We start from the raw sequence: 24,398 nt of genomic DNA on the forward strand, positions 1-24,398 counted from the left end.
GCGGTAAGTTGATATAAATCAAAGGAAAAGTGGGAGGATTTGCGGCGAAAAAAAAGCCATCATCCTTAGTGAGTAGAGTAAAACGGTAAAAAAGACGTGGTTTTTCACAGGACTGACGTCTCGCTGTCCATTCCTCCCCCTGAGCCTTACCCCATTGGCAATTTAGAGGTAATCCTTTATTGGTATGGGTATACTCCAGGGTATGCACCAGAATAACGCCATTCCTGCAAGCAGGCCACGTCAGGAGCCCGGCAACTCTATGTTAAAAAGATGTTTATCTCCGCTAACACTCGTCAATCAGGTCGCCCTGATCGTTTTGCTGTCCACCGCCATCGGCGTGACCGGCATGGCGATTTCCGGCTGGCTGGTACAGGGTGTACAGGGTAATGCCCATGCCATCAACGAGGCAGGCTCACTACGCATGCAGAGTTATCGTCTACTTGCATCGGTGCCGTTAACCCAGGACGATCAGAAGCTGCTGGACGATATGGAACATACCGCTTTCAGCACCGAACTGGAAAGTGCCGCGATTCGTGCCGGTCAGGAATCCCAGCTTAAAGCCCTTCAGGGCTACTGGCACACTCAGCTGGAGCCGGGGTTAAAGCAGGCGAAAAATCCTGATACCGTTGCCCATGATGTCGCCGGGTTCGTTTCCCGCATTGATACCCTGGTCTCCTCTTTCGATCAAACCACCGAATTACGCATCGACCGGGTGGTGATGATCCACCGGGCGATGGCGCTGTTTATGGGGCTGCTGCTGATTTTCACCATTGTCTGGCTGCGCGCCCGGCTGCTGAATCCCTGGAAGCAACTGCTGGCGATGGCCCGCGCGGTGACTGCCCGGGATTTTACCCAGCGCACCCACATCAGCGGACGTAACGAAATGGCGATGCTGGGCCAGGCGCTCAACACCATGTCAGATGAACTCGCCGAGAGTTATGCGGTGCTGGAAAAACGCGTACAGGAGAAAACAGCGGGGCTGGAGCAGAAAAACGAGATCCTCTCGTTCCTGTGGCAGGCTAATCGCCGCCTGCATATGCAGGTGCCGCTGTGCGAACGTCTCTCCCCGGTCCTGAATGGCCTGCAGAATCTGACCCTGCTGCACGACCTGGAGCTTCGGGTGTACGACATGGAAGATGAAGAAAATCACCAGGAGTTTACCTGTCAGTCAGATATGACCTGCGATGACAAAGGCTGCCACCTGTGCCCACGAGGCTTACCGCCGCTGACCACCAGCGGCACGACGCTAAAATGGCGGCTGACAGACAGCCACACCCAGTACGGTATTCTGCTGGCGACCCTGCCCGCCGGGCGTCATCTGAGCCACGACCAGCAGCAACTGGTGGATACGCTGGTTGAACAGCTGACGGCCACGCTGGCCCTAGACCGCCATCAGGAGAAGCAGCAGCAGCTGATCGTGATGGAAGAGCGCGCCACCATCGCCCGCGAACTCCACGACTCTATCGCCCAGTCGCTCTCCTGTATGAAAATGCAGGTCAGCTGTCTGCAAATGCAGGCCGCAGAAATGCCGGAAAGCAACAAAGCGCTGCTGAGCCAGATCCGCAACGAGCTGAACACCTCCTGGGTACAGCTTCGCGAACTGCTGACCACCTTCCGCCTGCAGCTCACCGAGCCCGGCCTGCGCCCGGCGCTGGAAGCAAGCTGCCAGGAATTTAGCGCCCGACTGGGGTTCCCGGTGAAGCTCGATTACCAGTTGCCGCCTCGTTTTGTGCCTTCTCATCAGGCCATTCATTTACTGCAGATCGCCCGCGAAGCGCTGAGCAACGTGCTAAAACACGCTGACGCGACGGCGGTCACCGTTACCGTTAGCCAGCACGATAATCAGGTGAAGCTCACGGTTCATGACAACGGCCGCGGCGTGCCGGAAAATGCCGAACGGACAAACCATTACGGTTTAATTATCATGCGAGACCGCGCCCAAAGCCTGCGCGGTGATTGCCAGGTTCGTCGGCGAGAAACAGGTGGCACAGAAGTGGTTGTCACCTTTATCCCCGAAAAACCCCTCACAACTATCCAGGGAGAAACCCATGACTAATCAGGAACCGGCATCCATCCTGTTGATTGACGACCATCCGATGCTGCGTACTGGCGTAAAACAGCTGGTCAGCATGGCACCTGATATCACCGTGGTTGGCGAAGCCAGCAACGGTGAACAGGGTATTGAACTTGCCGAATCGCTTGATCCTGATTTGATCCTGCTCGATCTGAACATGCCAGGCATGAACGGTCTGGAGACGCTCGATAAACTGCGTGAAAAATCGCTGTCGGGACGCGTGGTGGTCTTCAGCGTCTCAAACCATGAAGAAGATGTCGTCACGGCGTTAAAACGCGGTGCAGACGGCTACCTGCTGAAAGATATGGAGCCGGAAGATCTGCTCAAGGCCCTGCAACAGGCTGCCGCAGGCGAAATGGTACTGAGCGAGGCGTTAACCCCGGTGCTGGCCGCCAGCCTGCGGGCAAACCGCGCCACCTCCGACCGCGACGTCAGCCAGTTAACCCCGCGCGAGCGCGATATTCTGAAGCTGATTGCCCAGGGTCTGCCGAACAAAATGATCGCCCGTCGTCTGGATATCACCGAAAGCACGGTCAAGGTGCATGTGAAACATATGCTGAAGAAGATGAAGTTAAAATCCCGCGTTGAAGCCGCCGTGTGGGTGCATCAGGAACGCATTTTCTGAGGATTACTCATCCGGGAGTAACTTCCAGCGCGGGTCGTCGTCAGGTAACGCGACAAGCGGCTGAACCACGGTAAGCGTGATCTCATTGGATGAGACGCGCTGTCCTTTTTCATCTTCAACCACCGCCGACAGGTGCCAGCGGTTCTTCGCCCCGTCACTGTCATCCCAGGCAGGCATAATCACACTCCAGCCATCGCTGCTGTGCGTGTTGGCCGGTGCGGTCAGGCTCAGTGCCTGGGTATCGCCCTGCCAGTGGATCTGCCGAATACCATGAGTGCTGCGTACCTGAAGCTTGAGCATCACGGTCTCGCCCCCTTTCAGATCCCACGGCGGGGTCGCCAGCCAGACGGAGAGCGTTTTGCGCTGGCGGAACTCCATTACCGGCAGGTTATCCCGCTCCGGTGAATCATAGCGACTGCCGCGCAGGGAGCGCGTGGCGGCAACTTCGCTGGCGGAAAGCTGCTTGGAAAGAGGCACGCCGAAGCGGTAGTTGAGCTTAAGCCCGAGGTTGTTCTGACTCGCACCGCTCTCGCCCTGCTTATGCGCCGCCGTCAGGGTGACCAGCGGAACAGGCGTATAGTTAAGCCCCAGGTTGACCGCCACCGGGTTGTGATAGCCGGTTCCACTGTTGAACAGGTCAACGTTGTCACCAAAGTACTGCTCAAAGCTGACGCTGGTGTTGAAATGATGAAACCACGGCAGCCAGGCTTTAGCGGTCACGTCATAGCCACGCGCCATGCGCTGCTCCTGCACGTCCGAACTCTCGCGCCAGCTGGCCAGCGGTTGATAGTAATTGGCAGACAGACGCAGATTCTCGCCCCACGCCTCCGCACCCAGCCCGGCACGCTGCAGGTTTTCATCAAGCAGGTTATCGTAAAAGGTGTTGTAGCCGAGCAGCCATTTTCCGGCAACCCAGCGCTGACCGATGCCGGCATTGCTCACCAGGCCGTCACTCTGCTGCGTCAGCCCCAGCTGGCTCCAGCTCAGGTAACGGTTGTTATCATTCCAGGGGATGAACCAGCTCCCGCTGCTGCCGTTAAAGTTCCCCTCGTCATCCACCAGTAAATTGACGCTGGCGTTGCCCCAGGGCGAGAGCCAGGACTCAATCTGCTGATTCACCTCGCCGCTCACCGCGTCACGCACCTTACCAAACGCGAACTGACGCGCCTGCTCGCCGGTGGTGAGGCCGTTATCGGTCATACTGGCTTCGCCAAAGGCTTTTGCCATTTCGGCCAGGTGCTTTTCCCCCTCGTCTGTTGGCGTCGCCATGCCGAGATCGGGCAAACTGTCCCCGTTGTTATCAAAGGGGTTTTCTGCCTGATGCATAAAGGAATTCGGGGCACCGTGAACGGCACCCGCCGTAAGAAGTGGGAGTAATAACAGAAAGCGAATGCGGGACGATACAGCCATCAACGTCGTAAATAAGAACCTGTGTTTATGAGGCAACGCTTTTAATGTTAACGCGATAAGCTGTGAAATGCAGTCTTAGCGCAAATTTCAGGAATATCCTGAACATTATTGTCGCTTTACCCGACACTCTTAGACCATTATCCAAACAGCCCTTTCAGCTCCGGCACGCAGGAGCCGCAATTCGTCCCACACCGTAGCTTCGCCCCCAGCGCTGCAACGGAATCGCACCCGCCGACAATCGCCTCCCGTATCGCATTTTCCCCGACGCAGTAACAGCTGCAGATTATGCGTCCCGGATCGACACTCTCCCCCGCGCCCGCGCCGTTCAGGAGCGCATGCCGCTCCGCAAGCGTCTCTGGAGCCCGACGGAAAGCCTCTTCAATAGTCGCATGCGCCAGCGCTGGCAACGTAGTCCCTTCCCAGAATCCGAGCATCAGCTCGCCGTTATGCCATGCCAGTACGCTGCTGCGCGCATCCGTTCGGGCAAGTTGCAGTTGCCAGCCCTGCTGTTCAGCATACTCTTTCACCCACGGCATCAACGGTTCGTCAGCCGCCACCGTCAGGCGTGAGGCTTTGCGCCACCAGTGTACCGAAGGCGGCAGTTCCGGCAGCACACGGGCATACAGCTCTCCCTGCCATTCAGGCTGCCATGGCATGATCCTGACGGCGGTCTGTTTACTCTCCGGCTGACCGGACTGCGGATCGCAGCGCCCTGCCACCAGCGTATTAACCTTTCCCTGACGGGCAAACTGCGCATTCCAGTGCATGGGGGCGAATACTTCACCCTCCCTTTGCCCATCGTTGATACGTACTTTTGCCACCATCACTCCACGCGGAGAGCTGATCCGCGCCAGTTGCCCGTCGCAAAGGGCGAAACGCGCGGCATCTGCGGCGCAGATCTCAACGCAGGGCTCAGAGATATGCTGCATCAGCCCGGGAACATATCCCGTACGGGTCATGGTATGCCATTGATCGCGGATGCGTCCGGTATTCAGCAGCAACGGATATAACGCATCTGGCACCGCGCCGTGCGGACGCGGGTCAACGGGCACCATATTCCGGTGGGGAAAATCGCCCGCCGCCCACTGATAAGGCTCAAGCTGATCCCAGGCCTCACGGGTAAGCCCCGCCAGCGCATGCAGATTAAACGCCCGTGCCCCGTCATTCTCAAACGCCGACAGCGCCGCATGTTCACAAAAAATTTCCTGCGGATGTTCCCAGGCAAAGGCCTCACCATAGCCCAGCTGTTTCGCCACCTGGGCAACTATCCACCAGTCCGGTTTTGCCTGGCCCGGGGCAGCCAGAAAGGCGCGCTGGCGCGAGATCCGCCGTTCGGAGTTGGTGACCGTGCCATTTTTCTCTCCCCAGCCCAGCGCCGGGAAACGAATATGGGCGTAGCGGCTGGTGTCGGTCTCCTGCATCACCTCAGAAACAATGACCAGCGGACAGTTAGCCAGCGCCTGGCATACCGCGTGACTGTCCGGCAGCGAGACAGCCGGATTGGTGCCCATGATCCATACCGCCTTTACCTCACCGCGGGCAATGGCGTCAAACAGATCAACGGCCATCAGGCCCGGCGTTTGCGCCAGCCGTTCGGTTCCCCAGAAACGCGCCACCCGCGAGAGATCGTCCGGCTCGAAGTTCATGTGCGCCGCCAGCTGATTCGCGAGTCCCCCCACTTCCCGTCCCCCCATCGCGTTTGGCTGGCCGGTCAGCGAAAACGGCCCGCAGCCCTGACGCGCAAATTTCCCGCTCGCAAGATGAACGTTAATGATGGCGTTGCACTTGTCGCTGCCGCTGGAAGACTGGTTGATCCCCATGGTGTAGAGCGTAATGGCACGCGGCGCCGTGAGGAACCAGTCGTAAAACGTGGCAATCTCCTGTGCATCAAGACCACAAAACCCGGCCACGCGGGCAATCGGCCAGTCGTCAGTACCCTGAATCAGGTTGAGCAAACCGACAAACAGCCCGGCGTCACTGCCGGGCGCGAGCGCCAGATGCAGGTCGGCGATATCACAGGTGGCGGTTTTACGCGGATCGATCACCACCACTTTCATTTGCGGATTGTTTTGCCGCGCCTGAACCAGCCGCTGATAAAGCACCGGATGCGTCCATGCCGCGTTTGAACCCACCAGCACCACCAGATCGCTGTTCTCCACGTCCTCATAGCTGCACGGCACCACATCTTCGCCAAATGCGCGCTTATAGCCTGCTACCGCCGACGACATGCAGAGCCGCGAGTTGGTATCGATGTTCGCCGCGCCGATAAACCCTTTCATCAGCTTATTGGCAGCGTAGTAATCCTCGGTGAGTAGCTGGCCGGAGGCGTAAAACGCCACCGCCTGCGGCCCCCAGGTGTCGATAATCGCCCGCAGCCGCTCGCCGGCCGCGCTTAACGCCTGCGGCCAGTCCACCTCCAGCCCGTCCACCACCGGGTGCAACAGCCGCCCCTGCAGGCCCGTGGTTTCACCTAACGCCGCGCCTTTGACGCACAGCCGTCCAAAACTGGCGGGATGGCGTTCATCGCCGCGCACCGTGACCTTGTCGCCCTCAACCCGGGCCACCACGCCGCAACCGACGCCGCAGTACGGGCACGTTGTTCGGGTTCCATTCATGATGCCTCCGCACGCACCAGCAACGCGTCGTTCCCCACCCACACCTTGCCGTTTTCGATTTTCACCGGCCAGGCGCGCACCGCAGGCTCACCGTTATCCACCTGGCAGCCGTCGCGCAGGCGAATACGCTGTTTATAGAGCGGCGAGATGACCACCGGCTCACCCGCCGCATCGCCAAGAATACCGCGTGACAGTACGTTCGCATCGCTGCCTGGCTCCTGATCGTCAAGGGCATAGACCGATGTGCCAAAACGGAACAGCGCGATCGGCTTACGCCCCAGCCGGGCGCCGATCCCCGCCTGCTCCGGGATCTCATCCAGACCGCAAATTTCCTGCCAGCGTTTACTCTCTTCCGTCGCCGGACCGTTCACCGCCGTGCGGAACAGCGCCAGACGGTTCGGATCGTTAAGCGTGGTCTGCCATTCACACTGATACGTTTCCACCACACGGGCCATCTCCTGCTCCAGCTCCTGCGCAATACCGAGGCTATCGTCGAGGATCACCTCCCGCAGATAGTCGAGACCGCCTTCAAGGTTGTCCATCCAGGTGCTGGTTCGCTGCAGGCGTTCCGCCGTGCGAATGTAGAACATCAGAAAACGGTCGACGGTACGGATCAGCGTCTCTTCATCCAGATCGCTGGCGAAGAGATCCGCGTGTCGCGGCTTCATGCCGCCGTTGCCGCACAGATAGAGATTCCAGCCCTTGTCCGTGGCGATCACGCCGACATCTTTGCTTTGCGCCTCGGCACACTCGCGGGTACAGCCGGACACCGCCATTTTGATTTTGTGCGGCGCGCGCAGCCCCTTGTAACGGTGCTCCAGTTTGACCGCAAGGCCGGTGGAGTCCTGCACGCCATAGCGGCACCAGGTTGACCCGACGCAGGATTTCACGGTACGCAGGGATTTACCGTACGCATGCCCGGTTTCAAATCCGGCCTCCACCAGCGCCTGCCAGATCTCCGGCAGCTGCTCCAGCGTGGCACCAAACAGGTCAATACGCTGGCCGCCGGTGATCTTGCTGTACAGCCCGTAGCGCTTTGCGATCTGCCCGATAGCAATCAGCCCGTCGGCCGTTACTTCCCCGGCGGGCATGCGCGGAACGATGGAGTACGTTCCGTCCTTCTGAATATTGGCAAAGTAGCGGTCGTTGGTGTCCTGCAACGGCAAATGCGCCGGTTTCAGCAGGTATTCGTTCCAGCAGGAGGCCAGCACTGACCCCACCAGCGGTTTACAGATCTCACAGCCGTGCCCTTGGCCGTAGCGGCTAATCAGCTGGTCGAAGGTACGAATATGGTTGACGCGCACCAGGTGGTATATCTCCTGACGCGAGTACGGGAAGTGCTCACAGATATCTTTTTTCACCTCCACGCCCTGCTCAGCCAGCTGGAACTCCATCACCTGTTTCACCAGCGCGCTGCACCCACCGCAGCCGGTCGCCGCTTTGGTGCACTGCTTGATGGCGCCGATGTCCGTCGCACCGGCGCTTACTGCCTGGCAGATATCGCCTTTGCTGACGTTATGACAGGAGCAGATCTGCGCGCTGTCCGGCAGCGCCGCCACCCCCAGCGCTTTTGGCGCGCTACCGGAGAAGGCTGGCAAGATGAGCGTTTCAGGCTCTTTCGGCAGGCTGATTCCGTTAAGCATCATCTGCACCAGCGTGGCGTATTCGCTGGCATCCCCCACCAGCACGCCGCCGAGCAGGGTTTTGTTGTCATGGCTGACGACAATTTTTTTATAGATTTGCTGCGGGCCGTGGGTCCACTGGTAGCTCAATGCCCCCGGCGTACGGCCATGGGCATCCCCAAACGAGGCCACGTCCACGCCCAGCAGCTTAAGCTTGGTGCTCATATCCGCGCCGGTGAAGGATTTCTCCTCACCCGCCAGCGTGGCCGCCGCCACGCGTGCCATCTGATAACCCGGCGCCACCAGGCCGAAGATTTTACCTTCCCACAGCGCGCACTCCCCGATGGCGAAGATGTCCTTATCTGAGGTCTGGCAGGCGGTATCAATGCAGATCCCGCCACGCTCGCCGATCGCCAGGCCGCTGCTGCGCGCCAGCGCATCCTGCGGGCGGATCCCGGCAGAGAAGACCACCATATCGGTGTCCAGCTGTTCACCGTCGGCAAAACGCAGGACCAGTCCGTCGTCGGTGGCCGCAATTTCAGTGGTGGCTTTGCTGGTGTGAACCCCGACGCCGAGCGCTTCTATTTTTTTACGCAGCATCGCCGCGCCGTCGTTGTCGAGCTGTACCGCCATCAGGTTGGGGGCGAATTCCACCACGTGGGTTTCTAGCCCCAGCTGTTTGAGGGCGTTGGCCGCCTCCAGCCCGAGCAGGCCACCGCCAATGACCACGCCGCGTCGGGATCCCTTCGCATGCGCGGCAATGTTATCGAGATCGTCCAGCGTACGGTAGACAAAGCAGCCCGGCAGCGTGTTGCCCGGCACCGGCGGCACAAACGGATACGAGCCGGTCGCCAGCACCAGTTTGTCCCAGTGGATTTCGTGACCGCTGGCGGTACGCACAACGTGCGCGTCGCGATCGATGGCGACAATTTGCTGCGACAAACGCAACTCTATGCCGTGTCTGGCAAAGAAATCGCCCTCCACCAGCGAGAGGGACTCCGCGCTGCGGCCGCCAAAATACTCTGAGAGATGGACGCGGTCGTAAGCGGCATAACGCTCTTCGCCAAAGACGACAATCTGGTATTGCTGATGCAGATTGCGGTTTACGCAGTCTTCAAGAAAATGGTGGCCGACCATACCGTGCCCAACCACCACCAGAGTAGGTTTTGTCATAGCGTTCTGTCCTGCAACCTGCGGTTGCGTCGTAGTGAATCGATCGAACAGCCAGTCCACGTGTGCGGGCGCAGCCGTTGCCAGTAAATCGGTAAATGTTGCCGCGTTGCGGCAATCTCCCATCAGCAGTACGCCAGCCAGCGCACCGCGATGAATCAGTAAGCGACGGTAGTGACGGGTCAGCGGATCCCTCGCGTCCCAGACCGTATCCTCCGGTTGCGCCGTTACGCGCCCGGCGCTGAAGAGCTCCACACCGGTGACCTTCAGGCGCATCCCGCTGTCGGTATGGGCAAAAGGCACTGGGGCGTCCCCTGCCAGCCGGGCGGCGAGAATGTCCGCCTGTGCCAGGCAGGGGGCAACCAGGCCAAACGTCTGACCGTCGATTTCGCAGCACTCCCCAATGGCGCTAATAGCCGGGACGGAGGTCTGCATCTGCTGGTCGACCACAATGCCACGGGCGCAGTGAATACCGCTGGCGCTTGCCAGGGCGATGTTGGGCAGTACGCCGGTAGCCAGCACCACGCGCGCGGCGCTAACCTGGCGTCCGTTGAGCAGCGTCACTGAATCCGGCGCGATTGCCGCGATCCCTGACGACAGCTCGCAGCGCACGCCGCGCTCCGCCAGCGCAGCCTCCAGCAGCAGCCCCGCCTGCCGATCCAGCTGTTGTTCCATCAACCACGGTCCGCGATGCACCAGCGTGACGTTGTCACAACTTTGTGCCAGCGCCGCTGCCGTCTCAACGCCCAGCACGCCACCGCCCAACACCACCGCTGGCCCCGGGATCTGCGCAATGGCTCGCGTATCCTCAAGGCGGCGGAAGGTAAAGACGTGTGGCGCATCGCCCCCGGGGATCGGCGGCACGAACGGTATCGACCCGGTGGCGAAGACCAGTTCATCCCACGCCAGCGTGGTCTGCGCGGTACGTATTTCCCGTTTCGCCACGTCCACGGCGAGCACCTTTTGCCCCCTGAGCACCGTGACGCCGCGCTCGCGGTACCAGTCATCGTCCTGCAGGCGGATCTGTTCCGGACGTTTTTCCCCACCCAGCACCGGCGAAAGCTGGATGCGGTTGTACGCATGCTCAGGCTCCTCACCCAACACGGTGATCGCGAAGCGGCCAGGCGCACGCCCGGTCAGCGAGGCAATCAGCCGTGTTGCTGCCATTCCATTGCCGATAATGACCAGTCGCATCGTGGTGCCCCCACTACGCCGCTTTGGGCTGTTTTTCATAGAGGAAATGGAGGATCTGCTGGCGCATGTGGTGGTAGCGGCTATCGTCCGCCAGCTGCACCCGGTTACGCGGACGCGGCAGGTCAACCTCCAGGATTTCGCCGACGGTCGCCGCCGGGCCGTTGGTCATCATCAGCACGCGGTCAGAGAGCAGCACCGCTTCGTCCACGTCGTGGGTGATGAGCACAATGGTGGTGTTGAGCGCCTGCTGGATTTGCATCACCGAATCCTGCAAATGGGCACGCGTCAGGGCATCCAGCGCGCCAAACGGTTCATCCATCAGCAACACTTTCGGCTTCATCGCCAGCGCACGGGCAATGCCCACGCGCTGCTTCATGCCGCCTGAGATCTCCCCCGGGCGTTTATGCAGGGCGTGCCCCATCTGCACGCGATCGAGGTTGTGTTCAATCCACTCACGACGCTCCGCCTTGCTCATGGTGTGGCGGAACACCTGATCGACCGCCAGCGCAACGTTGTCGAAACAGGTCAGCCACGGCAGCAGGGAGTGGTTCTGAAAGACCACCGCACGCTCCGGTCCCGGACCCGCAATTTCACGGTTGTCGCAAATCAGTCCCCCTTCCGTCGGCAGGGTGATCCCGGCAATTAAGTTCAGCAGCGTTGATTTGCCGCAGCCGGAGTGGCCAATCAGGCTCACGGTTTCCCCTTCGTGGATATCAAACGAGACGTTCTGCAGCGCCAGAAATTCACCGCTGGCGGTAGAAAAACGCTGGCTTACGGCCTGGACCTGAATGATTGGTTTCATGTTCGCTCCTTATTTTTCCTGCCAGCTAAAGCGACGGGCGATCAGCATCAGCCCCTGCTCCAGCAGTAACCCGACCACGCCAATGATGACGATGGCGATGAGAATGTTTTCGACGTTGAGGTTGTTCCACTCATTCCAGATCCAGAAACCGATCCCTAAGCCGCCTGTCAGCATTTCGGCGGCGACAATCACCAGCCAGGCGATACCGATGGAAAGACGTACCCCGGTCAACACCGCCGGCAGCACCGCCGGGAAGAGGATCCGACGCAGAATGGTCCACTCAGAAAGCTGCAACACGCGGGCGACGTTGAGGTAATCCTGCGGAATACGGCGTACCCCTTCGGCGGTGTTAATCACCATTGGCCAGATCGAACAGATAAAAATGGTCCAGCTGGAAGCCGGCTCTGCTTTCTGGAACAGCAGCAGGCCGATAGGCAGCCAGGCCAATGGGCTGACCGGGCGCAGCAGCGCAATCAGCGGGCTGAACATGCGTGAGAAAAAGGTGAAACGGCCAATCAGAAAACCGAGCGGGATACCGACTAACGCGGCCAGGCCAAAGCCCACCGCCACGCGCTGCAGGGAGGCAAGTACGTTCCAGCCGATCCCCATGTCGTTTGGCCCGTCGCGATAAAACGGATCGGCAAACAGGGTGATGGCAGAATCCAGCGTGCTCAGCGGCGTCGGGAAGCCTTTGCTGTTGATTGCCGCCAGTTGCCAGAGCACCACCAGCAGCCCCAGCCCCAGCAGTGCCGGAATGATACGCTGGAGCAGGTCGTTAATCCGGCGGGCAATCGCCGGAGGACGACGGCGAACCTGAACCGGTGGCAGGGTAATCACCTCGCCACTCACCGGCGTCTCGTGTTTTGCTTTCGTGCTGTGCAGATGCTGCATAATCAGGCCCCTTTACGGTGAATAGCGAAGCGGTTGGCATAGCCTTCAGGATCGGTACCGTTCCAGACGGTGCCGTCCATCAGGGTGCTACTGCGTAGTGGTGAAGTCGGTGTGGTAATGCCCCCCACCGCGGTGGCGGCATCCTGCCAGACCGCGGTCTGGTTAATGTGCTGCGCGATGCCCGCGTAGTCCGGCGCGGCTTTGAGCAAACCCCAGCGGCGGAACTGGGTTAAGAACCACATGCCGTCGGAGAGATACGGGTAGCTCACAGCCCCCTCGTTGAAGAAACGAATCGGATGCGCGTCCTGCCAGCGCGTGCCCACCCCGTTGTCGTACTCACCCAGCATCCGTCCGGTGAGGTACTGCTCTTTGGTGTTCAGCCATGCGCGACGCGAGAGGATCTGCGCCGTTTCACGTTTGTTTTCCGGTGAAGCGTCGATCCAGCGCGCGGCTTCCAGTACTGCGCTCACCAGCGCCCGCGCGGTGTGCGGATTTTTCTCCACCCAGTCGCGACGGGTACCGAGGATTTTTTCCGGGTGGTCAGCCCAGATAGACTGCGACGTTGCAGCGGTAAAACCGATGCGATCGTTAATGGCCCGGGCATTCCACGGCTCGCCGACGCAAAAGCCGACCATATTGCCAATGCGCATGTTCATCACCATCTGCGGCGGCGGTACCACCACGGTGCGAACATCGTCAAACGGGTTAATGCCCGCACTGGCCAGCCAGTAGTAGAGCCACATGGCGTGCGTGCCCGTCGGGAAGGTATGCGCGAAGGTGTACGTGCCCGGTGCCTGCTGACCAATCAGTTTCTTCAACCCGTCGAGATCGCGAACGCCCTTCTCTGCCAGATCGGCAGAGAGCGTAATCGCCTGGCCGTTCTGGTTGAGGGTCATCAGGTTCGCCATCTGCTGTGGCTTACCGGCGATCCCCAGTTCCAGTCCGTACAGCAGACCGTAAAGAATGTGCGCCGCGTCCAGTTCCCCCGCGACTAACTTATCGCGCACGGCCGCCCAGCTCGCCTCTTTGGTGGGCACGATGGTAATGCCATGCTTTTTATCGAACCCTTTCAGCGCCGCGATGACCACCGGAGCGCAGTCGGTCAGCGGGATAAACCCGATGCGCACCGTCTCCTGCTCGGGTTTATCCGAGCCTGCCGCCCACGCGGCCTGCATGACACCCGGTAACAACATTGCACTGCTCGCCAGCACGCTGGCCTGCAAAAACCGCCGTCTCGACAAATCCGCCATGACCACTCCTGAAAAAAAGACAAAAAAAAGCGCCCGACAGTGCCGAAGCACCGCTGGACGCCTTTATCCCGAAGACTGATGCACCGCCGTTGGCGCACCGTCAAAATTGGTTACTGAATTAATGCAAAGCTAATGCCAGGTTTTAATGCCTTGTTTTTGTGGCTTTTGCCCCACTGGCTCTGCAAAAACGCACCTCAATCAGGCACAACGTGCCCACTGATTGTGCAGCTACTCCTTAGGGGTTAGCTGCCATAATCGCTTCACGGTAAGCAGCGCGCGGGCGATATCCACCATGCGCTGGTTCTTGTCCATCGCCATTTTGCGCAGCGCCGTCCACGCCTGTTCCTCACTCATGTTGTGGTGGGTCATCAGCACGCTTTTGGCTTTATCAATGGTCTTGCGCTCTTCCAGCGTATCGCGCAGCGTCGCGAGCTGGCGGGAAAGCTGTTCTATTTCACGAGCCTGCTGGCGAACCAGCGGCAGCAAAGGTTTATCCGGATAAAGCGCGAGCGGATCGTCATTCTCATCGGCACTTACCGGATGTTGAGGGTCATGATGGATACGCTCATCAACCGCCAGCATCAGGTCGGCGATAACCATCTCCTCCAGGGTGCGCAGGTGCTCAAGACGCGACGTTTGCAGGGCGAACCAGTTCAGCGCCGTGTCGCCATTATCCGCAGCAGGCTGGCGGGTACAGGCCACACGCCGGAGTTGCTCCGTCTCGCGGTCGGGCTGGCAGTCCCGGGAAAAGGTGCTCTGCACATCCGCCGGGCTGTGGCTTAAAAAGATCTCAAAACAGGCCTGCTGCCCGTCAATGCGATCCACCAGCCTCTGGCGGGTGACATCATCAAAAAAACCCTGCGTGAAGCCGATAGCCCCCAGCGCCCGCTCTTGTCCCGCCAGCTCTTTGCCCTGCATCAGGCTGTACAGGGCAACAAAACGCCCCGCCAGTTGCGGATCGTCAATGCTGTCGTTGAGCTGCGGCACGATACTGAGCAGATGGCGAAGCATGCGACAGTAATGCTCCATCGCCTGTGGAGCGGTAACGGTTTGTTGGTTTACCCCTTCTCGCAGGGCGCGGAGTGATTCAAGGTTCTGCAACGCAGCGGCGATGCGCTCACATACGGCGCTGCCCGGCACTGGGGAGTGTCTATCCAGAATGCCATACAGTATGGTGAGATTTTCATCCACCAGCGCCCGGCTGGCTTTGCATTCGGGGGCATAGAGCTTACCCTGTGAGCAGAGCCAGACGTTTGATGCACCGCGCTCGCACTGTAGCATATGCACCAGTTGACTAATGCCATTCACCAGTACGCCCAGCTGTGACAGCTTGCTGAGCTGCTCCTGGCGCAACGCCTTTGCGCGCTGGAGCCATTCGGTTGCACCCGACGAATTGCCAGCCATTAATGTCATGCTTACTCTCCCGGATAACCCTACCTGGGAGAATGAAGCAATATTCGTGCCTTAATATAAACAGGAGTTAACATGCAGAAGATTGTGATCGTCGCCAACGGGGCGGCCTACGGCAGCGAATCCCTTTTTAACAGCCTGCGTCTGGCCATAGCGCTGCGCGATAATGCGAGTGAGCTGGAGTTGCGGATCTTTTTGATGTCCGACGCGGTCACCGCCGGTCTGAAAGGCCAAAAACCGGCAGAGGGCTACAACATTCAGCAGATGCTGGAGATCCTGACGGCGCAAAACGTGCCGGTTAAGCTCTGCAAAACCTGCACTGACGGGCGCGGTATCACCGGGCTGCCGCTGATTGACGGCGTGGAAATTGGCACACTTGTCGAGCTGGCCGAGTGGACGTTAGCCGCCGAAAAAGTATTAACTTTTTAATAATAAACCCGTAAAAATATTATTTTCTTATGGACGCGGTTTCAGCATCAAGTTTACCTGCGGGGTTGCCGATAGGCATGGAAACAACACAGCAGGTATTTCACTTATGTTCAGATCGATTCGTGCTCGCATCATTGCCGCGACGACAGGCTGTCTGGTCGTCGCCCTTCTTCTCAATACCGTCATTAATTTCCAGGTCACGCGCCAGGATAATCAGCAGTCGCAGCGTGACATTCTGACCAGCACCAGCGCCAGCCATAACATGGCGATTGCCGACTGGGTGAAAAGCAAAATGACGGTCATTACCTCCGCCCAGAGCGTGGCGCTGAGTGACGACCCGGTACCGGTCTTTAAACAACTCGCCCAGGCGGGAGGCTTCACCAACGTCTATGTGGGCTATGCCACTAAAACGGCGAAATTCTCTGAGCCTGCGGGCGTGCCTGCGGATTATGACCCGACCATTCGCCCCTGGTATCAGCAGGTGGTCAGCCAGGACGGACCGGTGGTGACCGCGCCTTACGTGGACGCCGGAACCGGAAAACTGGTGGTAACTTTTGCGGTACCGGTAAAAGAAAACGGGACCCTGAAAGCAGTGGTGGCGGGCGATGTGGCCATGGATAGCGTGGTGGCTAACGTGCGCGGCATTCACCCGACCCCGGCCAGCAGCGGGTTACTTCTGAACAGCGACGGCAGCGTTATCGCCGCCAACGATCCGGCCCTGACGTTAAAACCGTTTGCTGAGACCATTACCGGCACCGATTTAGCGACCCTGAAAAGCGGTGAACCGGTTGATGGCACATTTGACGGCGGTGATAAAACCCTCGTGGCCACGGCCGTTCCGGGAACAAACTGGATGCTGGTGGTCGCGCTCGACAATAACGACGCCACCTCCGGCATGCGCTCGCTGCTGAAAGCCTCGGCGCTCTCGCTGGTGATCCTCGCCCTGCTGAGCGGCGCGCTTGTCCACATTCTTATTGCCCGCCTGCTCAAGCGGTTGTCCGATATCCGCGACGCGATGCATAACATCGCCAACGGTACCAACGATCTCTCCCAGCGCCTGCCGGAGAGCGGTAACGACGAAGTGGCGCAAATCGCCCAGGCGTTTAACGCCTTTAGCGATAAGCTCTCGGTGGTGATGATCCAGCTGCGTGATGCCAGCGCCTCGGTGAAAAATGCCGCCCAGGAGATTGCGGCTGGCAACCAGGATCTCTCCGGGCGCACCGAGCAGGCAGCCTCCAGCCTGCGTGAAACCGCCAGCGCCGTAGAGCAGATCACCGCGTCGGTGACTCAGTCAAATGAGTCCGCGGCAGAAGCGAATGAACAGGCCAGTAAAGCCTCCGCTGCGGCCTCACGCGGCGGTGAGGTCGTCTCTCAGGCCATCAGCACCATGCAATCCATTGAAGTGGCTTCGGCAAAAATTGGCGATATCACCAGCGTGATTGATGGCATCGCCTTCCAGACCAATATCCTGGCGCTTAACGCCTCGGTGGAAGCAGCGCGCGCCGGTGAGCAGGGCCGCGGGTTTGCCGTGGTGGCAGGCGAAGTACGTAACCTGGCGAGCCGCAGCGCCCAGGCGGCGAAGGAGATCAAATCGCTTATCGACTCCACCACCGACAGCGTGGCAACCGGCTCCCGCTATGTACATCTGGCCGGGGAAAGCATGGATGAGATCCGCGCCAGCATCGGCAGCGTCTCGGGTATCATGCGTGAAATTTCCATCGCCACCAGCGAGCAGATGAAAGGCATCCATGAGATCAACCATGCTGTCACGCACCTCGACAGAATGGTGCAGCAGAACGCTGAACTGGTGGTGCAATCCGCCGCAGCCGCCAGCGCCCTGCAGAGCCAGGCGGGCGACCTTGCTGAAACTGCCGGACATTTCCGCATTTAATTTTCTTCTGGCGCGCCTTCACCGTGTAAACGCGCGCCAGCTGAATGCTTTCAGGTATTTTGTCATTTTTGTTTAAACGTTGTGCCATTTTTTGATCAAAATCAGCATCCCGACGCTCCCCCTTTGGTGTTATGCCATGAGTGAATTGTGAACAACATCACGCTCGGAAATGGCAGCAGGGAGAGCGTTGTTTAAGACTACGGGGTAAATAAATGGCACTGGTAAAAACAAGTTTGAAACTGTTTGGCGGGGATACGGTAGTGGTGCGTTGTTCAGAGCGCTGCCGTATTCATTTGATGAGTGCGAAGGCACAAAAACAATCGCAGGCAGATATCCTGACCGTGCAGGATGATAAGGCGTGGCTAACCGTCCCTTATACCGGCACATGGGATGTCCTGATTGACAGCCATAGTCAGTCACTCGAACACTCAGTCAGCTACGTGGCCGCTTAAAAACAGACGCCCGGTCTGCACTCTCGCAGCCGGGCGTATTATCAGGCAAAACCCGGACGCAGCGGGTTATTCAGCGGATTTCCTTCCAGCAGCGCTTTCACCTTCGCTACCAGCTCATTCAGACACTCGTCCTGCATGCCGAGGCGCGTCAGTTCCTGATCGAGTGAAAACAGATACTGCGCGTTTGTGCCGAGCGGTCCACTGGCCGCCGCAATCAACGGCGCGATCACCTGCGTGCGGGTATCCGCTTCATACAGGGGATGGCGCGGATCCATAATAAACACCAGCGCGTTGACGGTGCGTCCGTCATCAAGTTCCAGCTTGCACCAGCTTGGCATATAGCAGCCGGTGATCATCTCGCGCTTCCAGAGCAGCGTCAGCTCCTCTTCGAGGGTGGCATCCGGCAGGCGATACGCCACCCCCGTGGTGCGTCCGCCCTCTTTCAGTGCAAGCATACGTCCCGGCTGACAGGCACTTCCGCGTCCGGCGGTTAATCGCAGACAAAATGCGCGATGCCACCCCGGGAGCGTACCTGTCGCCGATTCGACAAATTCCAGAGCCGGGTTCCACATCAGCGAACCGTAGCCAAAAATCCATACCGGGCCATCATCCGGGCGGCAGGCAAGCGTGGCAGCGAGCGACGCCGCACGTTGTTCAGCTGACCAGAGAAGCGATTCCTCAATAGCACCAAATGCCGTCTTACAATCTGCCTTCATTAAGAAATCACGCGTTAACACTTTACACCTCCGCCACTGCATGCTTCCTTGCGACATCTGTAATTCACCTTCCCGGCATTATCTACTGGTCATTTTACCAGCAGTTGAATAACGATAAGCAATTCGCGGGCCAGTTGCAATACAACGGCAGTTCAACCGCCTGAAAAGTCAAAATGAAGGCAGCTTATTATTTTACGGCTATTTCTTTTTATGCCATTTATCATCGTCTCCTTTCTCGTAGTCATGTTTTACTGCCGCCCAGGCCACTTTATGCGCCGTCTCTTCCCGGCTGGCATCGTCCCGACGATCGTCTTTATCTTTGTATTGATCCCAGGCGCTGTTAAACGCCTCTTTATAGATATCCTGCGCATGTGCGGGCAGTACGTTTTGCACGTTATCGGGTAAATCGCGTTTCGTTTTATATGGCATCACTAACCTCTCTTTTGCTTAAAAACATAAGTGTGGACGACGATGCTGCAAGCTGCCAGTCGTGGATCAATTTTGAAGAATTAATTAAGTTAATTACATGTTATTTAATATGTATTAATCAAAAATATGACATTATGGATATCAGGAGACTTAAAACAGGATTAGGGTAAAATTAAGTAAAATATAAAGGGTATTTAACAGAGATCTGTTAATGTAATGACCTCAAAATTCTATCTATAATTACAAGCACCTGCATTGATGGAGAAGCACATGACAGCAGCACACGAGGCGGTAAAAACCCGCCACAAGGAGACGTCGCTCATTTTCCCGGTTCTGGCACTGGCTGTGCTGCTCTTCTGGGGAAGCAGTCAGTCACTGCCAGTGGTGGTTGGTATCAATATTCTTGCGCTGGTAGGGATTTTAACCAGTGCCTTTAGCGTGGTTCGCCATGCCGATGTCCTGGCCCACCGTCTGGGCGAGCCGTATGGATCGTTAATTCTCAGCCTTTCCGTTGTGATTCTTGAGGTCAGCCTCATTTCCGCGCTGATGGCGACCGGCGACGCCGCACCAACCCTGATGCGCGATACGCTCTATTCCATCATTATGATTGTGACCGGTGGTCTGGTGGGCTTTTCACTGTTGCTGGGTGGCCGTAAGTTCGCCACCCAGTATATGAACCTGTTTGGCATTAAACAGTATTTGATCGCCCTGTTCCCGCTGGCGATTATCGTGCTGGTTTTCCCGATGGCGCTGCCGGGAGCAAACTTCTCTACCGGTCAGGCGCTGCTGGTCGCATTGATTTCCGCCGCCATGTACGGCGTGTTCCTGTTGATTCAGACCAAAACGCACCAGAGTCTGTTTGTGTATGAGCATGAAGATGACAGCGACGACGATGACCCGCACCATGGCAAACCATCTGCCCACAGCAGCGCGTGGCACACGGTTTGGCTGATCGTACATCTAATTGCGGTTATCGCCGTCACCAAGATGAACGCCAACCCGCTGGAGACACTGTTAACCGAGATGAATGCCCCGGTGGCCTTTACCGGCTTCCTGGTGGCGCTGCTGATCCTCTCGCCGGAAGGGCTGGGCGCGCTGAAAGCGGTGCTGAACAATCAGGTACAGCGCGCCATGAACCTGTTCTTCGGCTCGGTACTGGCGACCATTTCGCTTACCGTTCCGGTGGTGACGCTGATTGCCTTTATGACCGGTAACGAGCTGCAGTTTGCGCTGGGCGCGCCGGAGATGATTGTGATGGTAGCGTCACTGCTGCTGTGTCAGATTTCGTTCTCAACCGGGCGCACCAATGTACTTAACGGCGCGGCGCATATGGCGCTGTTTGTGGCGTATCTGATGACGATATTTGCGTAGTTTTATCTGGTGCGGGCTGATGCCCTCACCCCAACCCTCTCCCACGGGGATAGGGAGAAAAAAACCCGCCGAAGCGGGTTTTTTTATTAATTGCTGGTATCCAGCTCGTCGAAGCTCTTCACCAGATCGTCAATCGCTTTGATCTGTTTCAGGAACGGCTCCAGTTTGTCCAGCGGCAGCGCGGATGGACCGTCGCATTTCGCATTCGCCGGATCCGGGTGCGCTTCAATGAACAGACCCGCCAGGCCGGTCGCCATACCGGCGCGCGCCAGTTCGGTCACCTGCGCACGACGGCCACCAGACGCGGCGCCAAACGGGTCGCGGCACTGCAGAGAGTGGGTCACGTCAAAGATCACCGGTGACTGGTTAGAGACGTTTTTCATCACGGTGAAGCCGAGCATATCCACAACCAGGTTGTCGTAACCGAAGTTGGAACCACGGTCGCACAGGATCACCTTGTCGTTACCGCCTTCGATAAACTTATCGACGATGTTCCCCATCTGGCCTGGGCTCACGAACTGCGGCTTCTTCACGTTGATGACCGCACCGGTTTTGGCCATCGCTTCCACCAGGTCAGTCTGACGAGCCAGGAACGCTGGCAGCTGAATAACGTCAACCACGTCCGCCACAGGCTGCGCCTGAGACGCCTCGTGAACGTCGGTGATCACTTTCACGCCAAAGGTCTGCTTCAGTTCCTGGAAAATTTTCATCCCCTCTTCCAGGCCCGGGCCACGGTAGGAGTGAATGGAAGAGCGGTTGGCTTTGTCAAAAGAGGCTTTAAACACGTACGGGATGCCCAGCTTCTGGGTCACGGTCACGTAGTGCTCGCAGATACGCATGGCGAGATCGCGGGATTCCAGCACGTTCATACCGCCAAACAGCACGAACGGCAGGTCGTTTGCCACGTTGATATCACCAATGCTAACCACTTTTTGTTTCATAGGATCGCCTTATTCAGGTGTGAATCGGAATTAAGATTAATGCAGTGTAATTTGTTTGTGCGAGATCGCGTTGATCTGCGCGCGAATCATTTCGCTGATCGGATCTTCCGGGCATTGCTCGACGAAATAGCTTAAATCGTTCAGCGCCACATGCTCGCAGTCGAGCTGGGCATAAATCAGCCCGCGGTCGCGAATTTCGTACGGGTCTTCCGGATTAAATTGCAGCAGCACTTCGCTGGCGCGCAAGGCCAGCTCCATCTGCCGCTCTTCCATCAGTGCAGATTTCAGCGTATCCAGCAGCTTGCGGATCACTTCGGCGTTATCGGCTTCGTCGAGATCTTCGTTAAAGAGCTCGGCTACCGGGCTGATATTACCTTTCAGCCAGACATCCAGCGTATGTTCATCCAGCGTATCGCCGTTAAACGGATTGATTAACCACATCTCCCCGTCCAGCCACTCGGCACGCAGGATCATCTGCGTCGGGAAAATGACCGGCACCAGTGGAATATCCAGACGGTGCGCGATCCACAGCAAAATAGAGCCCAGCGCCACGGCGCTGCCCTGACGATTTTTTAAGACCTGGTCCAGCCATAATGCGTCAGACAGGCGATACACGCCACGCGTGTCGCAGAAACCCCACTCGCCGTAGAAAAGCTCCAGCAGCTTTTCCAGTTGCCAGTCCTGCGGACGCGCCTGATTGATCTCTTCGCGCGCCAGGCTGACCAGACTTTCCAGCTCATCGTAGACATACTGCGACGTAAAATCGTCGCGAATCATCTCCGAAATCAGGATCATGCCATCGCAGAGCGGCACTTTATTAAATTCGAAATCGGCTAAGGACCTCATGACTTACCCCAGTAACGGTATTCTAGTGGTGGCGAGTTTAATGATGATGTACAGCACCACCAGACCCAGCAGAAAGGCGATAAACCCGACCTGCTGGCTGCGCGGACGACGACGTCCAGGCGCGATAAAACCCAAAACGATATATACCCATCATACTTCAAGCTGCATGCGCGTTGGCTGCGCTCGCTCACCTCAGTCACATAGTTAACTATGCTCCTGAGGACTCGCTCTCTTGCCGCCTTCATGCAACTCGAATTATTTTGGGTATAGATGATAACGCCAAACAGCTTTTCAGTCAGCCATGCGCCTTTATCAGTAAATGGCAGATAACCTGTTTTCACTGCCACTGCCCCAGCGTCAGACGCTCGTTACCGCCGTAGTCGCGGCAGGTCTCGACAGCAGCATAACCCGTCTGCCTGAAGAGCCCACGCACCGCCTCCCCCTGCGTCCAGCCATGCTCCACCAGCAGCCAGCCGCCGGGCAGGAGATGTTGTCGTGACATTGTCACAATGTGTTCCAGATCGGCCAGCCCTGCATTACCTGCGACCAGCGCCGTCAGCGGTTCAAAGCGAACATCCCCCTGCGCCAGATGCGGGTCATGTTCGTCAATATAGGGCGGATTACTGACAATTATCCCGAACGTCTGCTTCTCCAGCGCACTGAACCAACTGCTTTGCAGCACGGTCACATTAGTCACGCCCAGTCGCTCAACGTTACGCTGCGCCAGTGCCACCGCGTCGGGCATCACATCGACCGCCGTTACCGCGCAATCGGGCCGCTCGGTGGCGAGCGCCAGCGCGATTGCGCCAGTGCCCGTTCCGAGATCGAGAATGCGGCTGGCCGCTGCGGGTAACCGCGCCAGCGCCTGCTCCACCAGACATTCGGTGTCAGGACGCGGGATTAGCGTCGCCGCTGAGACGAACAAGGGTAACGACCAGAACTCGCGCTCCCCAACCAGATGCGCCACCGGCTCGCCGGTTTTACGGCGGGTAAGCAGCGCGGCCAGCTGCGCTTCCTGCTCTACGGTCAGTTCGGTTTCACCGAAGGCCAGCAGATACGTGCGGGCTTTTCCCGTCACATATTCCAGCAAAATTTCGGCGTCGCGCTTCGGGCTTTCACTGTCAGGGAGCGCGCCGGTGGCCAGGCGTAACCAGCTCTGAAAATCCATTATTCCTGCTCGGACAATGCCGCCAGCTGGTCGGCCTGGTATTCCTGCACGATAGGCTCAATCAGCATATCGAGCTTGCCTTCCATCACCTCATGCAGACGGTATAACGTCAGGTTGATGCGGTGGTCGGTCACGCGGCCCTGCGGGAAGTTGTAGGTACGGTTACGGTCGCTACGATCGCCGCTGCCCAGCAGGTTACGACGGGTTGACGCTTCCGCCTGCTGACGTTTGGCCATTTCCGCCGCGTGAATACGCGCACCCAGCACGGACAGCGCTTTCGCTTTGTTTTTGTGCTGAGAACGTTCGTCCTGACACTCCACAACAATGCCGGTTGGCAGGTGGGTAATACGGATGGCGGAGTCGGTGGTGTTAACGTGCTGACCCCCCGCCCCGGAAGAACGGAAGGTATCAATACGCAGATCCGCCGGGTTAATGTCCGGCAGTTCCGCTTCCGGCAGCTCTGGCATCACCGCAACCGTGCAGGCTGAAGTGTGAATACGGCCCTGCGACTCGGTCGCCGGTACACGCTGCACGCGATGGCCGCCGGACTCAAACTTGAGACGGCCGTACACGCCGTCACCGCTGATTTTGGCGATCACCTCTTTAAAACCGCCGTGCTCGCCTTCGTTGGCGCTCATGATCTCCACGCGCCAGCGACGCGATTCGGCGTAACGGCTGTACATGCGGAACAGGTCTCCGGCGAACAGTGCCGCCTCATCACCGCCCGTTCCGGCGCGGACTTCCACAAACGCGTTACGCTCGTCGTCTGGATCTTTCGGCAGCAGAAGCACCTGCAGCTGTTGCTCCATCTCTTCTGAGCGCGCTTTGGCATCCTGCAGCTCTTCCTGCGCCATTTCGCGCATTTCAGGATCGTCGAGCATCATCTGAGCGGTTTCGATATCTTCCTGAACCTGTTGCCAGTCGGTAAAGCATTTTGAAACATCACTTAACTGCGCATATTCACGCGACAGTGCGCGAAAACGTTCCTGGTCCGCAATGGTCCCGGCATCGCCGAGCAGCGCCTGGACTTCTTCATGGCGCTCGTGCAGAGCTTCCAGTTTAGCGACGATAGAAGGCTTCATAGGCGTAAGT

The 24,398-nt window shown here is 58.2% G+C and carries 19 protein-coding genes and 2 pseudogenes; 6 read left to right on the forward strand and 15 right to left on the reverse strand.

All coding sequences use genetic code 11. The features are described from left to right. Window positions 1-259: 259 nt before the first annotated feature. Together narX and narL are read left to right on the forward strand one after the other, a co-directional pair. Complete coding sequence (gene narX, locus M8370_RS10350; protein WP_013096254.1) at window positions 260-2,056, forward strand: nitrate/nitrite two-component system sensor histidine kinase NarX; 1,797 nt, start codon at window positions 260-262, stop codon at window positions 2,054-2,056. Further along, window positions 2,049-2,699, forward strand: coding sequence for a two-component system response regulator NarL (gene narL, locus M8370_RS10355; protein WP_003856701.1), 651 nt, complete (start codon window positions 2,049-2,051; stop codon window positions 2,697-2,699). The genes narX and narL overlap by 8 nt, the downstream gene beginning before the upstream one ends. A 3-nt stretch (window positions 2,700-2,702) precedes the next feature. Here narL and M8370_RS10360 read toward each other — a convergent pair whose 3' ends face one another. From M8370_RS10360 to nasR, 7 genes are all read right to left on the reverse strand, one after another. After that, entirely contained in the window at window positions 2,703-4,109 is a 1,407-nt protein-coding gene (locus M8370_RS10360; protein ID WP_044158289.1) for a YchO/YchP family invasin, read from the reverse strand. A gap of 137 nt (window positions 4,110-4,246) precedes the next feature. After that, window positions 4,247-6,724: a nitrate reductase gene (locus M8370_RS10365; protein WP_250020917.1), complete on the reverse strand. Its 2,478-nt coding sequence runs from the start codon at window positions 6,722-6,724 to the stop codon at window positions 4,247-4,249. Beyond that, window positions 6,721-10,710 carry a nitrite reductase large subunit NirB gene (gene nirB, locus M8370_RS10370; protein WP_250020919.1) on the reverse strand — a complete coding sequence of 1,330 codons (3,990 nt, stop codon included), beginning with the start codon at window positions 10,708-10,710 and terminating at the stop codon, window positions 6,721-6,723. The genes M8370_RS10365 and nirB overlap by 4 nt, the downstream gene beginning before the upstream one ends. 13 nt (window positions 10,711-10,723) lie before the next feature. Beyond that, a complete protein-coding gene (locus M8370_RS10375; RefSeq protein WP_013096250.1) occupies window positions 10,724-11,512 on the reverse strand; it encodes an ABC transporter ATP-binding protein in 789 nt (262 codons plus the stop codon). 9 nt (window positions 11,513-11,521) lie between these two features. Then, window positions 11,522-12,403, reverse strand: coding sequence for a nitrate ABC transporter permease (gene ntrB, locus M8370_RS10380; protein ID WP_020690908.1), 882 nt, complete (start codon window positions 12,401-12,403; stop codon window positions 11,522-11,524). 2 nt (window positions 12,404-12,405) lie between these two features. Continuing rightward, window positions 12,406-13,653, reverse strand: a complete 1,248-nt coding sequence (locus M8370_RS10385; protein ID WP_250020922.1) for a CmpA/NrtA family ABC transporter substrate-binding protein — start codon at window positions 13,651-13,653, stop codon at window positions 12,406-12,408. 228 nt (window positions 13,654-13,881) lie between these two features. After that, a complete protein-coding gene (gene nasR / locus M8370_RS10390; protein WP_250020924.1) occupies window positions 13,882-15,066 on the reverse strand; it encodes a nitrate regulatory protein NasR in 1,185 nt (394 codons plus the stop codon). A 72-nt stretch (window positions 15,067-15,138) separates the two neighbouring features. Between nasR and M8370_RS10395 the strand changes: the two genes are divergently transcribed. The 3 genes from M8370_RS10395 to M8370_RS10405 all read left to right on the forward strand — a co-directional run bounded on the left by M8370_RS10395 (window position 15,139) and on the right by M8370_RS10405 (window position 17,835). Beyond that, window positions 15,139-15,492, forward strand: coding sequence for a DsrE/DsrF/TusD sulfur relay family protein (locus M8370_RS10395; protein WP_094915402.1), 354 nt, complete (start codon window positions 15,139-15,141; stop codon window positions 15,490-15,492). A 106-nt stretch (window positions 15,493-15,598) separates the two neighbouring features. Beyond that, window positions 15,599-17,383 (forward strand): methyl-accepting chemotaxis protein, encoded by a 1,785-nt coding sequence (locus M8370_RS10400; RefSeq protein ID WP_020690904.1) that lies wholly within the window; start codon window positions 15,599-15,601, stop codon window positions 17,381-17,383. Window positions 17,384-17,595: 212 nt separating this feature from the next. Then, entirely contained in the window at window positions 17,596-17,835 is a 240-nt protein-coding gene (locus M8370_RS10405; protein WP_013096243.1) for a DUF1883 domain-containing protein, read from the forward strand. 41 nt (window positions 17,836-17,876) lie between these two features. Here M8370_RS10405 and M8370_RS10410 read toward each other — a convergent pair whose 3' ends face one another. Both M8370_RS10410 and chaB read right to left on the reverse strand, forming a co-directional pair. Beyond that, window positions 17,877-18,572: a gamma-glutamylcyclotransferase gene (locus tag M8370_RS10410; RefSeq protein ID WP_013096242.1), complete on the reverse strand. Its 696-nt coding sequence runs from the start codon at window positions 18,570-18,572 to the stop codon at window positions 17,877-17,879. 177 nt (window positions 18,573-18,749) lie between these two features. Further along, window positions 18,750-18,980 (reverse strand): putative cation transport regulator ChaB, encoded by a 231-nt coding sequence (gene chaB, locus M8370_RS10415; RefSeq protein ID WP_013096240.1) that lies wholly within the window; start codon window positions 18,978-18,980, stop codon window positions 18,750-18,752. Window positions 18,981-19,250: 270 nt separating this feature from the next. Here chaB and chaA point away from each other — a divergent pair, with 270 nt between their 5' ends. Further along, window positions 19,251-20,351, forward strand: coding sequence for a sodium-potassium/proton antiporter ChaA (chaA, locus tag M8370_RS10420; RefSeq protein ID WP_013096238.1), 1,101 nt, complete (start codon window positions 19,251-19,253; stop codon window positions 20,349-20,351). An 86-nt stretch (window positions 20,352-20,437) separates the two neighbouring features. Here chaA and kdsA read toward each other — a convergent pair whose 3' ends face one another. The 6 genes and pseudogenes from kdsA to prfA all read right to left on the reverse strand — a co-directional run bounded on the left by kdsA (window position 20,438) and on the right by prfA (window position 24,388). Beyond that, window positions 20,438-21,292: a 3-deoxy-8-phosphooctulonate synthase gene (gene kdsA / locus M8370_RS10425; protein ID WP_013096237.1), complete on the reverse strand. Its 855-nt coding sequence runs from the start codon at window positions 21,290-21,292 to the stop codon at window positions 20,438-20,440. Window positions 21,293-21,328: 36 nt separating this feature from the next. Then, on the reverse strand, window positions 21,329-22,138 hold the full coding sequence (sirB1, locus tag M8370_RS10430) for an invasion regulator SirB1 (protein ID WP_013096236.1): 810 nt from the start codon (window positions 22,136-22,138) through the stop codon (window positions 21,329-21,331). A 3-nt stretch (window positions 22,139-22,141) separates the two neighbouring features. Then, a pseudogene (locus tag M8370_RS10435) lies at window positions 22,142-22,284 on the reverse strand (SirB2 family protein); the annotation flags it as partial. Window positions 22,285-22,407: 123 nt separating this feature from the next. Next, window positions 22,408-22,500, reverse strand: a pseudogene (locus M8370_RS10440) (siroheme synthase); the annotation flags it as partial. Next, complete coding sequence (gene prmC, locus M8370_RS10445) at window positions 22,476-23,306, reverse strand: peptide chain release factor N(5)-glutamine methyltransferase (protein WP_250020927.1); 831 nt, start codon at window positions 23,304-23,306, stop codon at window positions 22,476-22,478. The gene prmC and the pseudogene M8370_RS10440, both read right to left, overlap by 25 nt. Further along, on the reverse strand, window positions 23,306-24,388 hold the full coding sequence (gene prfA, locus M8370_RS10450) for a peptide chain release factor 1 (RefSeq protein WP_250020929.1): 1,083 nt from the start codon (window positions 24,386-24,388) through the stop codon (window positions 23,306-23,308). Before prfA ends, prmC begins: the two co-directional genes overlap by 1 nt. Window positions 24,389-24,398 lie beyond the last annotated feature (10 nt).

This window comes from Enterobacter cloacae complex sp. OE43NF (genome assembly GCF_023544405.1).
GTDB lineage: Bacteria > Pseudomonadota > Gammaproteobacteria > Enterobacterales > Enterobacteriaceae > Enterobacter > Enterobacter cloacae.